Annotated in this window: 11 protein-coding genes; 5 read left to right on the forward strand and 6 right to left on the reverse strand. The window is 66.1% G+C overall.

What is annotated here, in order from left to right; all coding sequences use genetic code 11:
* Positions 1-68: 68 nt before the first annotated feature.
* On the reverse strand, positions 69-1,385 hold the full coding sequence (locus ACWPMX_RS09830) for a sigma-54-dependent transcriptional regulator (RefSeq protein ID WP_455699842.1): 1,317 nt from the start codon (positions 1,383-1,385) through the stop codon (positions 69-71).
* A complete protein-coding gene (locus tag ACWPMX_RS09835) occupies positions 1,382-3,064 on the reverse strand; it encodes a sensor histidine kinase (protein WP_455699843.1) in 1,683 nt (560 codons plus the stop codon). The genes ACWPMX_RS09830 and ACWPMX_RS09835 overlap by 4 nt, the downstream gene beginning before the upstream one ends.
* 182 nt (positions 3,065-3,246) lie before the next feature.
* Between ACWPMX_RS09835 and ACWPMX_RS09840 the strand changes: the two genes are divergently transcribed.
* The 4 genes from ACWPMX_RS09840 to ACWPMX_RS09855 are packed head-to-tail and all read left to right on the forward strand — an operon-like array spanning position 3,247 to position 9,862.
* On the forward strand, positions 3,247-4,635 hold the full coding sequence (locus tag ACWPMX_RS09840; protein WP_455699844.1) for a dicarboxylate/amino acid:cation symporter: 1,389 nt from the start codon (positions 3,247-3,249) through the stop codon (positions 4,633-4,635).
* Positions 4,632-5,567, forward strand: coding sequence for an alpha/beta hydrolase (locus tag ACWPMX_RS09845; protein ID WP_455699845.1), 936 nt, complete (start codon positions 4,632-4,634; stop codon positions 5,565-5,567). Before ACWPMX_RS09840 ends, ACWPMX_RS09845 begins: the two co-directional genes overlap by 4 nt.
* 20 nt (positions 5,568-5,587) lie before the next feature.
* Positions 5,588-8,650, forward strand: a complete 3,063-nt coding sequence (locus ACWPMX_RS09850; RefSeq protein WP_455699846.1) for a TonB-dependent receptor domain-containing protein — start codon at positions 5,588-5,590, stop codon at positions 8,648-8,650.
* Positions 8,651-8,662: 12 nt separating this feature from the next.
* Entirely contained in the window at positions 8,663-9,862 is a 1,200-nt protein-coding gene (locus ACWPMX_RS09855; RefSeq protein WP_455700763.1) for a M14 family metallopeptidase, read from the forward strand.
* Here ACWPMX_RS09855 and mmsB read toward each other — a convergent pair.
* A complete protein-coding gene (gene mmsB, locus ACWPMX_RS09860) occupies positions 9,843-10,715 on the reverse strand; it encodes a 3-hydroxyisobutyrate dehydrogenase (RefSeq protein WP_455699847.1) in 873 nt (290 codons plus the stop codon). The two genes, ACWPMX_RS09855 and mmsB, sit on opposite strands and share 20 nt — an antisense overlap.
* 14 nt (positions 10,716-10,729) lie before the next feature.
* The gene (locus tag ACWPMX_RS09865; protein WP_455699848.1) at positions 10,730-12,226 is read right to left on the reverse strand and encodes a CoA-acylating methylmalonate-semialdehyde dehydrogenase; all 1,497 of its coding nucleotides are present in this window, start codon (positions 12,224-12,226) and stop codon (positions 10,730-10,732) included.
* A gap of 84 nt (positions 12,227-12,310) precedes the next feature.
* Between ACWPMX_RS09865 and ACWPMX_RS09870 the strand changes: the two genes are divergently transcribed.
* The gene (locus ACWPMX_RS09870; RefSeq protein WP_455699849.1) at positions 12,311-13,213 is read left to right on the forward strand and encodes a LysR family transcriptional regulator; all 903 of its coding nucleotides are present in this window, start codon (positions 12,311-12,313) and stop codon (positions 13,211-13,213) included.
* A gap of 7 nt (positions 13,214-13,220) precedes the next feature.
* On the opposite strand, the gene ACWPMX_RS09875 is transcribed toward ACWPMX_RS09870, so the two are convergent.
* Both ACWPMX_RS09875 and ACWPMX_RS09880 read right to left on the reverse strand, forming a co-directional pair.
* Positions 13,221-14,735, reverse strand: a complete 1,515-nt coding sequence (locus tag ACWPMX_RS09875; protein ID WP_455699850.1) for an MFS transporter — start codon at positions 14,733-14,735, stop codon at positions 13,221-13,223.
* Positions 14,736-14,780: 45 nt separating this feature from the next.
* Complete coding sequence (locus tag ACWPMX_RS09880) at positions 14,781-16,073, reverse strand: sugar MFS transporter (RefSeq protein ID WP_455699851.1); 1,293 nt, start codon at positions 16,071-16,073, stop codon at positions 14,781-14,783.
* Between the last annotated feature and the right edge of the window lie 20 nt (positions 16,074-16,093).

The raw sequence follows: 16,093 nt of genomic DNA on the forward strand, positions 1-16,093 counted from the left end.
CCAATGCAGCCATCTTCGGCGCAGGGCTTACGCGGAGGCAAGCACCGGTTTGTCGCAAATTGTCGTCCCTACCGAAAGTCTCGCGGGGTAAGGCCATGCCGCGCGAGCTTCTCGTAAAGCGTCTTGCGCTTGATCGAGAGCAGCGTCTGCACCGTTTCGATCCGTCCCGCCGCGCGCTTCAGCGCGTCTTCGAGCACCGCCCGTTCGAACCCCGCGACAAGCTCGCGGAGGCTGGATGCGTTGCCGCGCACCGTTGCGTCTATCCCCAGTGGCCGGTTCAGCCCCAGTACGAATGCGCGCGCGAAATCGCGCAGTTCGCGCAGGCCACCGGGCCAGTCGTGGCGGACGAGGAACGACCATTCCTCTGCACCGATCACCGGGGCAGCCGCGGACAGGTCCCGCTCGAACTCGCCGACGAAATGGCGGAAGATCGCGGGCACGTCCTCGCGGCGGTCGTCCAGCGCAGGGATGGAGATCGTCACTCCGCCGAGGTGGTCGAGAAGCGGGCGACCTGCGGCGAAAGCACTCCCTCCGCTAGCTTGCGCCGCGATTATTCGCACGTCGATCGTCTGCGGTCGGTCGGCACCCATCGCCGTGACGCTCCGCTTCTCGAGCAAGGCGCGCACCCGGCCACGCAGTTCGTCGGGGATCGTCTCGACGTCGTCGAGCAGCAGTGTGCCGCCCCGCGCGCGCTCGATCATGCCCGAGCGAGAAAGCCCGGCGGCGCGATCGCGCCCGAAGACCATCAGCTCCGCATCGGAATGGGTCCAGATGCCGGTGTCGATGGTCACGAGGGGCCGATCCGACCGGGCGCTCAGTTCGTGGATGCGCCGGGCGAGGTGCGACTTTCCCATCCCAAGGCCGCCGTCGACGTGGACATCGATGTCGGTTCGCGCGACCTGCGTGACGAGCCGGTCGAGCCGCTGGACCGCATCGGACATTCCGAGCAGGCCTGCCGAGGTGCGGTCGCGCAAGGCTTCGCGCAGGCGCCGATTCTCGATCACGAGCGATCGTTTCGCCGCAGCGCGCCGGACCGCCTCGACCAGTGCGGAGGTACCAAAAGGCTTGGTCAGGAAGTCCGCCGCACCGCGCTTCATTGCCTCAACCGCCATCGGCACGTCGCCATGTCCCGTCACGAGGATCACCGGCAGGTCGGGATCCATTGCCAAGAGACGAGCAAACAATTCCAGACCATCCACGCGCGGCATACGGATGTCGCTGACGACGACACCTTCGAACTCGGCGGTCACAGCGTCCAGAGCAGTCTCGGCATCCGGAAATGCGCCGACGGTAAACCCCTCGAGCGTGAGAGCCTGCTCGGTCGCGGTGCGAAGAACCTCATCGTCCTCAACCAGCGCGACTTCGATCGGTCGGACGTCGGTCATGCGCGCGGTATCCGCATCACGAAGCGGGCTCCTCGCTCGCTCGGCTCGAGCGTCAGGTCGCCGCCGAGATTGCGCATGATGTCGCGCGAGATGACAAGACCGAGCCCCAACCCGCCGTCCTTGGTGGTGGCAAACGGCTGGAACAGGCGCTCGCCCAGGTCGCCGATGCCGGGACCGTCATCCTGGACAGCCAGCAGGCAGTTGTCTCCGGATACCATCAGCGACAGCGAAATCGTGCCACCCTCGCCGGTCGCATCGAGGGCGTTCTGCAAGAGGTTCACGAGCACCTGTTCGAGCCGGATCGTTTCCGAGCGGACGAAGGTGGTACGGTCGGCTTCTTCCGGCAGCTGCAAACTGGCTCCGCTGCGGATCAGGCGATCGTGAAGCAAAAGAAGCGCGCCATCGATCGGCTGGCCGACCGGGACCGGATGCGGGTCAGCCGGGGTGCGGCGTCCGAACCGGCGGAGTTCTCCGGTAATCGTCCCGATCCGTTCGGCGATCCCGATGATGCGCCCGAAGTTGCTGCGTGCTTCGTCCACCCGCCCCCGGTCGAGCAGTTGGACGCCGTTCTCGGCATAGACCCGAGCCGCCGCGACCGGTTGGTTGATCTCGTGACCCACGCCTGCGGTGATCTGGCCAAGCAGGGCGAGCCGGTTGGCTTGCCCCAGTTGTTCGCGCAGTTCGAGGGTCCGCTGGGCGATCAGGCGCTCCGCGCGCTGGGCGCGCTGGCGGCGCAGGTATACGAGCAAGACGACCAGAGCAGCAAAGATCGCTACGGCAAGCACCGACCAGAACCGCAGGTTGGCCACCTCCGCCGCAATACGCTGCGACGGGTCGACCAGCAGATGGAGGCGCCAGCCGGGAAGTGCGATCGGCTGTTCGGTATCGATCAGGCCGGCCTCGGACGATGGCGCGGCCCCGACCTTCGCCGCATCGAATGGCAGCAGGTTTGCGATCCCGAACTGGCGCAAGTCCAGTGCGTGGTCGCGCCGGTCACCAAGGTCGGGCCGGGTCGTGCGAAAGCGCCACTCATCGCGGCTCGTGATCAGGATCACCCCGTCGCGGTCGGTTACGAAGACGCCGGGAGTCGCCCCCCGCCAGCTTTGTTCGATGCTATCGAATTCGACCTTCACCGCGAGGATCCCGACGATCCGACCGCCCTCGCGGACTGCTTGTGCGATATACAGGCCCGGCTTGCGACTGACCGTGCCGAGCGCGAACTGGGTGGCGCTGCCATCGCGGCGCGCGTCCGTGAAATAGCGGCGAAACCGGTAATTGGAGCCCACGAAACTGGTCGGCAATCGCCAGTTGCTGGCCGCGAGCGTCATCCCGTCGGCATCCATCAGGTAGATTGCGGCAGCCTTGGTCTGGACCGCCAGCGCTTCGAACCGGCGATTGAGACTGGCGATTTCGGCTTCGCCGATACCGCCCGCAAGGACCCGGCTAACTTCCGTATCGTCGGCAAGAACCAATGGCGCGAGCGTGAACTTCTCGAGTTCCGCCTGCAGACCGGCCGCGAGGATCGCGGCATCGTCCTGGCCGATCGCCTCCGCCTCGGCGATGGCCGATTGTCTGGCGCGTCGATCGAGCGCGACGAACAGGGCGGACGCCAGAACCGAGGCGACGATCCCAGCCAGGATGTATCGGCGCAGCGGCGGCAGGCGATCGCGAAAGCGCATCAAATATCAGTGTGTCGAATTTCGCACATTTGGCAAGGATGTTGTGCGGACTATCGCACAAAAAGTCGGGACTGGCCTATTTATATCTTTCATTTTAAACAGCTTTGAGCATTCTTGCTCCCGCGTTGCAGTTGTTGGGGAGGACACTATCCTCGCTCCAGGGACACCGCCAGCCGGTACCCATGGGAGAGACTGTGCAGATCGCTACGACACAAGACGCGCCCCCGGCAACGCCGCGCAAACCATGGTATCGCACGCTTTATGGACAGGTGATCATCGCGATCGTCGTGGGTGCGCTGCTCGGCCACTTCCTGCCCGACACTGGAATCGCCCTTAAGCCACTCGGCGACGGGTTCGTGAACCTCGTCAAGATGATCATCGCTCCGGTGATCTTCGTGACTGTGGCGACGGGCATCGCCGGAATGCGCGATACCTCGGCGGTCGGCTCGGTCGCGATCAAGGCATTCAGTTACTTCCTGTTTTTCTCCACGCTCGCGCTGATCATCGGTTTGGCGGTCGCCAACATCGTGCAACCGGGCGCAGGCCTCAACATCGATCCAGCCACTCTGGATGCCGAGGCGGTAGCGAACTACGCCACTACCGCGGAAGAGACCACGATCACCGGCTTCTTGCTCGCGATCATTCCCACGACGCTGTTCTCGTCGGTGACCAGCGGCAGCATCCTGCAGACGCTGATGGTCGCAATACTCGCGGGCATCGCCATCGCCTTGACCCGGCCACGCAGCGACCTCGTGTTCGATACGCTCGTCTCGTTCGGCGAAGTGATCTTCAAGCTCGTCCACATGCTGATGAAACTAGCACCGATCGGCGCCTTCGGCGCCATCGCGTTCACGATCGGCCAGTTCGGGATAGGCACGCTGGCAAACCTCGCGGGCCTCGTCGCGACGTTCTACATCACCTCGATCCTGTTCGTGCTGGTCGTGCTGGGCCTCGTCGCGCACTTCGCCGGATTCTCGATCCTCGCGCTGATCCGCTACCTCAAGGAAGAGCTGATCCTGGTTCTCGGTACGTCCTCGTCGGAAGCGGCGCTGCCGAACCTGATGGAAAAGCTCGAGGTGGCAGGCTGCCGGCGCAGCGTGGTCGGTCTGGTGGTGCCGACCGGCTATTCGTTCAATCTCGACGGCACCAACATCTACATGACGCTTGCCTCGCTGTTTATCGCGCAGGCGCTGGGCATCGAGCTGTCGTGGAGCGAGCAGCTCGCGCTGGTACTGATCGCGATGGTCAGTTCGAAGGGCGCTGCGGGCGTGACCGGTGCGGGGTTCGTGATTCTCGCCGCGACGCTGTCGGTCATCCCCTCGGTGCCGGTTGCCGGCATGGCGCTGATCCTCGGCATCGACCGCTTCATGAGCGAATGCCGCGCGCTCACCAATTTCATCGGCAACGCGGTCGCGACCATCGTGGTCGCCAAGTGGGAAGGCGCGCTCGACAAGGAGCGGCTGGCAGCGGCGATGGGGGGCACGCCGCTGCCGGTTCCCCAAGGCGATTCCGAGCGGCACGAGCGGCACGACCTCGGCGGTCAAGCGCCCGCGCAGGAAATCGCGCCATGACGCTTTCGCGCCGCAGCGCTCTGGGCTTCGCCGGCGCCGCCGCCACGATGGCCGTGACCGCACCCGTCCATGCCCACGAGTGGGAGGAAATCGCGCTATGGTCGGGCACTCCACCGGGCAAAGGCTCGGTCAAGGGACCGGAGAAGATCGGCGACAGTGGTTCGGGTTACGGCGCGGTGTCGAACATCTCGAACCCGCGGATGCGCGTCTATCGCCCCGCCACGGCCAACGGCCGCGCGGTGATCGTCTGCGGCGGTGGCGGATATTTCCGCATCCAGCTCTGGAAGGAGAGCACCCCCGCCGCGCGCTGGCTGCAGAACCGCGGTTACACAGTGTTCGAGCTGATCTCGCGCCTGCCCAACGACGGATGGGAAGCGGCTGCCCCGTTCGCCGACGCGCAGCGCGCGATGAAGATCGTCCGCACCCGCGCCGCAGAGTTCGGGGTCGATCCGGGCAAGATCGGCATCATGGGTTTTTCCGCCGGAGGACATCTCGCGGGGTTCACCGCGCTCCAGCCATCGCGCGCGCTCTACTCCGGCAACGACCAGTTCGAAGCCGCCAGCGCACGCCCCGATTTCGCGGTCCTGCTGTTCCCGGTCGTCAGCCTGAAAAAGCAGTTCGACACCCGCACACGCAAGGAGATCATCGGCGAGAAAGCCGACGCGGCGGCCGAAACGGCCTGGTCGCTCGACACCTACGCCGCGAAGGATGCCCCGCCGACGATCCTGTTCTCGGCGGCCGACGATCCGACCACTCCGCCCGCGCACAACATCGCCCTGTTCGAGGCGCTGCGGAGCGCGGGCGCGCCGGTCGAATTGCACATCTTTTCCAGCGGCGGTCACGGTTGGGGACTCGGCACGCCCGAGCAGACGCTCAGCCAGTGGCCTGAACTCTTCGACGCCTGGGCAAACCGGGTGGCCATCAAGTCATGAGAAATAAACGGGAGGAATCCATGCGTACCATCACCATCGGCCGGGTCGCCCTGCTCGCCGGCGCGAGCCTTGCAGTTCTCGGCGGCGGCATCGCCCGCGCGCAGGACACCGGCACGCCCAGCGCGACCGCCGAAGTCGCGCCCGAAACTGCGCCGGAGAGCGAAATCGTCGTCACCGGCACCCAGATCCAAGGCGCGCAGATCAACGACGTGCTGCCCGTGACCGTGGTCGACGAGCAGTCGATCGAGAACAGCGGCGCTTCCTCGGGCGACGAGATGTTCCGCGCCATCCCGCAGGCGGGCACGGTCGCCTTCAACGAGCAGAACGCGACGACGCAGAACAACGTGCGTGGCGATGTCGGCTCGATCAACCTGCGCGACCTCGGCACCGGCAACACGCTGCTGCTGATCAACGGCCGCCGGATGAACCTGCACCCCGGCTTCCAGACCGAGCTGCTCGTCCCGGTCGTCTCCCCCGACACCAACGAGATCGCGCCGGGCAGCGTGCGCCGGATCGAAGTGCTGCGCGACGGCGCCTCGGCGCTTTATGGCGCGGATGCGGTGGCGGGCGTGATCAACACGCAGCTCAAGGGCAACCTCAAGGGCGGGTTCCTCGAAGGCGACTACCGCATGTCCGACGGGACCAGCCTCTACAGCGTGACGCTGACCGGCGGCTATGGCTTCGATTTCGGCGGCGGGCGCGGCAACGTGACCGTCTACGGCAGCTACTTCCACGAGAACGGCCTGCCGGTGACCGCGCGCGATTATGCCCGCGACGACAACAAGCTGCCGCTGGTCGAAGGCACCGACTTTGCCGGCGATGCTTCGTTCAACAACCGCAACACTTTCGGACCCTTCGGACAGTTCGACATCCAGGCGCCCTCGAACCGCACGCCGATCGCCGACGACGATTTCTACCTTCAGCCGGGCACCTTCACCGGTTGCCGAATGGACTTCCGCAACGGCATCTGCGCGCGCAACGGCGAAACCCCGGTCGCTGCAGTCCGCTACAACACGGTGTTCGGCAACAGCCTGATCAGCGAGAAGGATCGCTACAACGCGATGGCGCTGCTCAGCTACGAGCTCACCGACAATATCGAGGCCTACTTCGAAGGCAGCTATTACAAGTCGCAGAGCGAGCGGAATTTCGACGCTTCGGCGATCTTGAGCGCGGTGCCCGTCGGCATCTCGCGCAACGCCTATTACAATCCGTTCGGACCGACCCTGCGGAACGGCCTGCCCAACCCGCAGCGTCTGCCCGGTACTACGATCCCGGCCGAAGGCGCAGACCTGATCATGGAGCGGTACCGCTTCGTGGACGCGGGTAACCGCATCATCGACGTGGAAAAGGACAGCTACCGTCTCGTCGGCGGCCTGCGCGGCAACTTCGGCGCGTGGGATTTCGACACCGGGTTCGTCTATTCCGAAGCCGATACGATCGACCTTGAGCGAAACCGTGTCTCGCTCACGCTGATGCAGCGCCAGATCAACCTGACCACACCCGATGGCTACAATCCGTTCAACGGCGGTTGCCTTGGCGATCCGGGCCTCGGCGATTGCACGCCCAATCCCACCTCTTCGATCGATCCGTTCCGCATCGACGTGTTCCGCAAGGGCGGCACCAGCCTTGCGCTGGCCGACTTCAAGCTTAGCCGTGATGACCTGTTCTCGCTGCCCGGCGGCAACGTCGGCGTCGCGGCCGGAATCGAGTGGCGGCGCGAGACCTTCTATGACGACCGCGACCCGCGCCTCGACGGGACGATCACCTTCACCGACAGCGTGACCGGCGTGTTCAACGGTAGCGACGTGGCGGGTACGAGCGAATCGCCCGATACCGACGGCGTCCGCAACGTCTATTCGGCCTTCACCGAGCTGTTCGTACCGGTCGTCAGCCCGGAGATGGACATCCCGCTGGTAGAGGCGTTCAACGTCCAGCTCGCCGGCCGGATCGAACGCTTCGCCGATATCGAGGCGACTGCGAAGGTTCCGCGCATCGCCGCGTCATGGACCACGCTCCCCGGCGTAACCTTCCGCGGCGCATGGTCGCAGGGCTTCCGCGCTCCGAACCTGGTGCAGGTCAACGACGACGGTACCACCCGGTCGAACACTCGTGACGACTTCGTGATCTGCCAGGCGCAAGTGCAGAAGGGACTGCTCAGCAGCCTCGCCGCCTGCCCCGGCGCGGGCGTGATCAGCTTCCGCTCTGGCGCGCGCGACCTGAAGCCGGAGGACAGCGAGAGCATCAACCTGGGCGTGGTGCTCGAACCGGAGTTCATCCCCGGCCTGACGATCACCGCCGACTACTGGCGCGTGAAGCAGACCGGCCTCGTCGGCACTTTCGGCGACGACAACGCGATCGCGCTCGACCTGCTACGCCGCCTGGGCGGCAGCACCAACCCGAACGTGATCCGCGCGACCCCGACGGCCGATGACATCGCGTTGTTCACCGGGACCGGCCTCGCCCCCGCGGGCCGTATCGTGCGCGTGCTCGATCCCTATCTCAACCTCGACAGCCGCGTGTCGAAGGGGTGGGACTTCGGCCTAGTCTACCGCGTGCCCGATTTCGGCGCCGGCGACTTCCGCGTCCGCCTGAACGCCGCCCGCCTCGACAGCTTCGTTCAAAGAGCAGGTGCCGACGGGCAGGAGATCGTCGATGCGATCGCTGCCGGGACGCTCCCGCTCGACGTGACCGTCGTCGGCCTCGGCGAACTGCTCGAAGCCGACGGACGCCCAAAGTGGCGTGCGAGCGGATCGATAAACTGGGAGAAGGGACCCGTCGATGTCGGCCTGTTCGGCAGCTACGTGGGCAAGTTCTACGATACCAGCGTCGTGCGCGACGTGTTGATTGTGTCCGACGATCCGAACGCCAACTTCTTCCCCGTCGACGACATCTTCACGATGAACGTGTCGGTCGCTTACACGATCAAGAACGACACGCCCCTCAACGGCACCCGCCTGCGGTTCGCGATCAACAATCTGTTCGACACCGACCCGCCGCTGGCCGACGAGACCTATGGTTACTACAGCGACTTGCACAGCCCGCGCGGGCGGCAGTTTGCCATCGAACTGAGAAAGACGTTCTGATCATTGCGTGACATGCCCGCCAGGATCGCGACGATCGGATTGCCGCTTGTCGCGCTGCTGGCGGGCTGCACGCACCTGCCTTCGCCATCGCTCGACGAGCGAACCTCTGGTTGTTCGACGGCGGAGGCGAGCATTGCCTTCGATTTCGCGGGGGCCTCGACGTCGCAATGCGTGATCGAGGGGCCGCGTGCCTTTGCGCTGGTCGTCGCGCCCGAACACGCGCCGCCGATCAACCCGAGCCCGTGGTACGCTTTTCGCTACACCGCGATGACCGGCGACCCGGTGCGTGTACGGATCGAATATCTCCACGCGGCGCACCGCTATTCGCCGAAGCTGGCGCAGGATGGCGCTATGCGTGAGTTGCCGGTCGAGTTGACGGCCAATGGCCGCAGCGCTGCACTCACGCTGCCCGCTGGATCGGGCACGGTCAGCGCCCAGCCGATCGTCGATGCCGAGGACCATGCGCGGTTCGCGATCCGCCTCGCCAGCGAGTTCGGTGCCCATCAGGTAATCCTTGGCCGGTCGCTCGACGGTCGTCCGATCGAGGCCATCCGGTTCGGCGATCCCGCCGCGCGCCGACTTGTCGTCGTCCTCGGTCGGCAGCATCCGCCGGAGGTGACCGGCACCTACGCGCTCGAGCCGTTCGTCGCCGAACTGGCGCGGATTCTCATGTCGGACAGCGCTCTTGCGCGCGAATACCAGGTAATCGCTGTCCCCCTCCTCAACCCTGACGGGGTCGAACGCGGGCACTGGCGCGCGAACCGCGGCGGAGTGGACCTCAACCGCGACTGGGGTCCGTTCACCCAGCCCGAGACGCGTGCTTTGCGCGACTGGCTGGCGCGCGAGGCGTCGCGCAGCCGTCCGGTCGCGATGATCGATTTCCACTCGACCGCACGCAGCCTGTTCTACGTCCAGGGCGACGAGGCGAGCGCTCCCCAACTCCGCTTCCTCGACCGTTTCCTCGGCGGCAAGGAGGCCCGTTTCGCCGGCTATCCGTTCACGATCGAGCCGCGCAACGCCAACCCCGGATCGGGCACCGCGAAGAACTGGTTCTTCGCCTGCTACGGGGTGCCGTCATACACTTACGAGGTCGGCGACGAGGCCGACCCGGAGGCGACCGCCGATGCGGCCCGCAGCCTCGCGCGGGACTTCCTGCCCGCACTGGTGGCACTGACCGCCGAAGCGGAAACCGTCACCGCAGCGTGCGGATGATCCCGCTGAAATCGACCTCGGCGTTGCCTGCGCCGACGTAGTCCTCGTACAGCGCCCGCGCCCGCGCAGCGAGCGGCACGGCGGCATCGGCATCCTCGGCGGCGTCCATCGCGAGACGCAGGTCCTTGAGCATCAGGCCCGCCGCGAAGCCGCCCTTGTAGTCGTTGTCGGCCGGGGTGGTCGGGCCGACACCCGGGACCGGGCAGTAGCTCGTCATCGACCAGCACTGGCCGCTCGACACGCTGGAAATGTCGTAGAAGGTCTGCGGGTCGAGACCCAGCTTCTCGGCCATCGCGAAGGCCTCGCAGGTGCCGATCATGTGGATGCCGAGCAGCATGTTGTTGCAGATCTTGGCCGCCTGCCCGTTGCCCGCCGCGCCCGCGTGGATCACCGCCTTGCCCATCGCTTCGAGGATCGGCCTGGCACGCCCGAACGCCTCTTCGCTACCGCCGACCATGAAGGTCAGCGTGCCGCCGTTCGCCGCGGCGATCCCGCCGCTGACCGGCGCATCGACCATCGCGTAGCCCACGCCTTCCGCCGCCGAGATTACCTCGCGCGCGGTGGCGACGTCGATCGTCGAGCAGTCGAGCAGGATCGCGCTAGCGGGTGCCCTGCCGATCACGCTGCCCTCGTAGACCGATTTCACGATGGCGCCGTTGGGCAGCATCGTGACGACCGCCTCGACACCTTTGACCGCCTGCGCGGCATCGGTGAACGTCGCGCAGCCGTGCTCCTTCGCCGCCGCGAGCGCCGCTTCGCTAAGGTCGAAGGCGTTCACCGCGTGCCCCGCCTTGACGAGGTTCGCAGCCATTCCGCCGCCCATGTTGCCGAGGCCGATGAAGGCGATCTTCATGTGCGGTCCCCCCCTCAACCCATCGTCGGGATGATGAAGGCGTTCGACCCGTCGCCGCCACCGTCGGGCCAGCGCTGGGTGACGGTCTTGACCTTGGTCCAGAACTTGAGGCCCTCGGTCCCGTACTGGTTGGTGTCGCCGAACGCGCTGCGCTTCCATCCGCCGAACGAGTGGTAGGCGACCGGGACCGGGATCGGCACGTTGATGCCGACCATGCCGACGTTGACGCGGTTGGCGAATTCGCGTGCGGCGTGGCCGTTGCGGGTGAAGATCGCGACGCCGTTGCCGTACTGATGCTCGCTGGGAAGGCGCACCGCCTCCTCGAAATCCTTGGCGCGGACGATCTGGAGGACGGGTCCGAAGATCTCTTCCTTGTAGCTTTCCATGTCGGGCGTGACGCGGTCGAGCAGCGTCGGGCCGATGAAGAAGCCCTTCTCGTGGCCCTGCAGGCTGAACCCGCGCCCGTCGATGACGACCTCCGCGCCTTCCTTCTCGGCGGTGTCGATCCACGCCTCGACCCGCGCTTTGTGTTCGGGGGTGACGACGGGGCCGTAGTGGGCGTCCTTGTCGGTGGATACGCCAACGCGCAGTGCTTCGATTGCCGGGATCAGCTTCTCGCGCAAACGGTCTGCCGTGTCGTCGCCCACCGGCACCACGACGGGCAGCGCCATGCAGCGCTCGCCCGCCGAGCCGAAGGCGGCACCCGCGAGGTCACCGACCACCTGGTCGAGATCGGCATCGGGCATCACGATCCCGTGGTTCTTCGCCCCGCCCATCGCCTGCACGCGCTTGCCGGCAGCGACGCCGCGCTTGTAGACGTAGTGCGCGATGTCGCTGGAGCCGACGAAGCTGACCGCAGCGATGTCCGGGTGATCGAGGATCGCGTCGACCATCTCCTTGTCGCCGTGGACGACCTGCAGCAGTCCTTCGGGCGCACCGGCTTCGAGGAACAGCTCGGCCAGCCGCACCGGCACGCTCGGGTCGCGCTCGCTGGGCTTGAGGATGAAGGCGTTGCCCGCGGCGATCGCCATGCCGAACATCCACATCGGGATCATCGCGGGAAAGTTGAACGGCGTGATGCCTGCGCCAATGCCGAGCGGCTGGCGTGCCGAGTAGACGTCGATGCCCGGCCCGGCGCCAAGGGTGTACTCGCCCTTCAGCACCTGCGGGATGCCGCAGGCATATTCGATCACTTCGAGCCCGCGCTGGATGTCGCCCTGTGCGTCCTCGACCACCTTGCCGTGCTCGCTGGCGAGCAGTTCGGCCAGTTCCTGCCGGTTCGCTTCGACAAGCTGCTTGAACGCGAACATGATCCGCGCGCGGCGCTGGGGGTTGGTCGCGGCCCATTCAGGCTGGACCTTCTTCGCGCTCGCCACTGCACGGTCGAGCAGCGCGGCATCGCCAAGCGCGACTTCGGCCTGCACCTCGCCCGTCGATGGGTTCCAAACCTTATGGCTGCGGCCCGACGGGCTGGCAGGACCACCCACCATGAAGTGATCGATCTGACGCATCCGAAATTCTCCCAAACTGTCCGGCAACGGTAGCGAACGCACCGATGCAGACAAGGGCGCGATTCGCAGCTACAACCTGCAATTATGCAGTCACTCAACTGGAACGACGTCCGGGTATTTCTCGCGGTCGCACAAGCGGGACAGATCAACCGCGCCGCCACGCGCCTGCAACTAGACCCGACCACTCTCGGCCGCCGGCTGCGGCGGCTCGAAACCTTTCTCGAGGTCGCGCTGTTCGAACGGGCTCGAGAGGGACAGATGCTGACCGAAGCGGGCGAGGCCCTCCTCGCAAGGGCTGAGGCAATGGCCGAGGCGGCGCGAGGGATCGATGAATCGATGGGGCCCCACGCGGGCCTCAGCGGCAACCTGCGGATCAGCGTCTCGGAAGGGTTCGGCACCCGCTTCCTCACCCCCTATCTCGGTGCATTCGCGGAAGCGCATCCCAACCTCGTGGTCGACCTCATCGCCAACAGCGGGTTCCTCAGCCCGTCGCGGCGCGAGGCGGACATCGCGGTCATGCTGTCGCGGCCCAAGGCCGGTCCGGTCCTGAGCCAAAAACTCGCCGACTACCGCCTGATGCTGTATGCGAGCCCCGCCTATCTCGACCGGTTCGGCAAACCGAAAGCCCCGGCGGAACTGGCGCAAGGGCATACACTGGTCAGCTATGTGCCCGACCTCGTCTATGCGCCCGAACTCAACTACCTCGCCGAGTTCGACCCGGCGCTCACCGCACGGCTACGCTCCTCGAGCATCAACGCCCAGCACCGCCTGATCGCGGAGGGTGCCGGAATCGGGGTCCTGCCGCAGTTTATCGCAACACAGACCGGCGACCTCGTCCCGGTGTGTCCGGATCACAGCGTCGTCCGCAGTTTCTGGATCGTTACTCACCAGGACACGCAGGGCCTCGCTCGGGTGCGTGCAGGCAAGGAATGGCTGCTGCGCTGCGCGAGCGAGGGACGCGACACGCTTCTACCCGCGAAAGGGTGAGCCTCGATTACCCTTCGAGTTCATGCAGGCTACGGCCACGGGTCTCGCGTCCGAAGAGCGAAACGAGCACGCCCGCGAGCGCCATCGGGGCGATCAGCGCTGCGGCGAGGCCGACGAGCGTGGGAACGAAACCCGCCAGGGCGCCGACCTGTACCGCGACCCCGCCGAACTTGCTGCTGCCCGCCACGAGTCCCGTCGCCCGGCCGCGCGAGCCGAGAGGATAGCTCTCCGCCGTGAACGGCAGGAGCAGCGCGATGAGGCCGTTGGTCCCGGCCACCAGCATCGCGATAGTGGCGAAGAGGACTGCGTTGTCGCGCAGCACGCTCGCGGGCAGCAACGCGGTGACCAGACCGAGCCCGGCGAGCGTCATCGCTCCCACCAGCGTCCATTTGGCGCTCCACCGGCTGTAGAGCAGCGCCGCGAGCGCAACAGTCGGCAGCGCGATCAGCGCGGAACTGGCAAGGACGCCGCTGACGACACTCGACGAGAGACCCCGAGCCTGCAGGTCGCTCGGCAACCAGAGCAGGATGCCGAAATTGATCAGGCTCCATGCGAGCGCCGCCAGCGTTAGCGCGACGGTGAGTCCGCGCGCACTCGCAGTCTTCGGGCGGATGTCTGGCAACTCGCTACGATTGACCTCCACGATGCCAAAGCGCTCGGCCAGTTTCGCCAGGCGGCGCTCGTCACCCATTTCCGACAGGAAACGCGGCGATTCGGGGATAAGCGGAGCAAGCGCGAGCAGCAGCAATCCCGTCGGAAAGCCCTGCAGCCAGAGCGCGCGCCAACCGTAGATCGGCTCGAACAACCACGCCGCCGCCCCCGCCGCGAGCAATCCACCGACGAGACCCGTCCCGCCGACCAGCACCAACACCCAGCTCCGGTGTCGTGGCGGCATGACTTCGGCGAGCAGTGCGTAGACGACCGGCAGCATCCCCCCGGCCGACAGACCCATGAGGAAGCACATCACGAGGTTCCACTCGAATGCGGGCATGGCGCCGCAGATCGAGGTGGCGACGAACAGGATCGTCGAAAGCAGGATCGAGACCCGCCGACCGTAGGTGTCGGCGAGCCAGCCCCAGACGAACGAGCCGATGGTCGTTCCGATCAGAGCCACCAGCGGCAGCAGCGCGGCAGTCGATACGGGGACGCCGTATTCGGTGCGGAGCCCGGGCAAAACAAACCCGAGCGTCGCGGGCTTCATCGTATCGATGATGAGCGCCAGCGTGAGCGCGAGAAGGGTCAGCACGTGCCAGCGCCCGAGCGGTGTATCGTCGGGCGCCTCGAACGTCGTGCGGGCTTTCGCACCATGATGGGGGCGCACGGCGGGGATGGCACCGTAGGCCGCAAGCGGCACGCCGAGCACGATCAGCCCCATGCCGACGAGCATCGGGACGTCGGTCTCCATCCCGGCGAGGTGGTTGCCCATCGCGTGGGCCATCGCCAGCATCGGCAGGTGCAGCAGCACCCCTGCGCTGATCGCTGCGCAACCGACCCAGAACCAGTGTCCCCGAGACATTCTCATCGCTCGCCCTTTAGCGCCTCGGCGATACGCACCCAGCAGGAAAAGTTACGCCGGACGCCGTGCGTACCATCCGAAGGCGGCGATGATGGCATAGCAGATGGCGGGCAGGATCATCGCGGTGGCAAGGCTGCCGCTGGCATCGGCGATCATGCCGGTGAGGAGCGGGATCACCGCTCCGCCGAAGATGGCGATGTTGATGATGCCTGACCCGTCTGCCGCCTTCGCGCCGAGCTTTTCGCAGGCGAGGCTGAAGATCGTCGGGAACATGATCGAATTCATCAAGCCGATCGCGAGCAGGCTGTAGCCCGAGGTCGTCCCGGTCGTGTTGGTCGAGATCGCGAGCAGTGTGATCGCCCCGATCGCAACGCCCGCCAGCACCATGCCCGGACTGACCACGCGCAGCACCGCCGACCCGATCAGCCGACCCACCAGTGCGCCGCCCCAGTAATACGCGATCATCCGGCCCGCGTCCTGTTCGGCTAGGCCCATGACGCCTTCCTGCATCAGGTAGTTCACGATCAGGGAACCGATCGCGACCTCTGCCCCGACGTAGAGAAAGATACACATTGCGCCCCAGCCGAAGCGGGTGCGCTTCAGGAGCTGAAACCCGCCCGTGAGCGAGGACTGCTCGTGCCGCTCGCCCTTCAGGCGGTTGCGGAACGCCCAGACGACGGCGGCGATCACGGCGAGCGCTACGGCCAGGCCGATGTAGGTCCGCACGATCGCCTGGCTTTCGGCGGTGCGATACTGCTCGAGCGCGGCGCCCGAAAGTTCGGCGGCGGTGACCCCGGCAAGGCTACCGAGGATCAGCGTCGCGCCGACCAGCGGGAAGATGGTCGTGCCAAGGCTGTTGAACGCCTGCGCAAAGGTCAGGCGACTGTGCACCGTCTGCTGCGGCCCGAGCAGACTGATGAGAGGGTTGGTGACCACCTGAACCACCACCACGCCGCTCGCGAGGACGAACAGCGCGAACAAGAAAAGGCCATAGGTCGCAGTCTGGCTCGCCGGGATGAACAGCAGGCAGCCGGTCATCATGGTGAGCAGGCCCACGACCGCGCCGCGCATGTAGCCGATCCGCTTGACGAGCTGCGCGCCCGGAATGCCGATCACCAGGTAGGCGGTGAAGAAGCAGAACTGGATCAGCATCGCCTGCGTGTAGTTGAGCGTGAAGAGCTCCTTCAGCTTGGGCAGGATCACGTCGTTGAGGCTGGTGATGCCGCCGAAGATGAAGAACAGCGCGAAGACGAAATAGTTCAGCCCCGGCGCATCAATCTGCGTCCCCGGCTCGCCGATCGGATTGCTGTCGGTGCTCGTCGCGGTAGACGGTGCCAAGGCCATGTCAGTTCACTCCCCGTAAG

Source organism: Tsuneonella sp. HG094, from assembly GCF_053819285.1.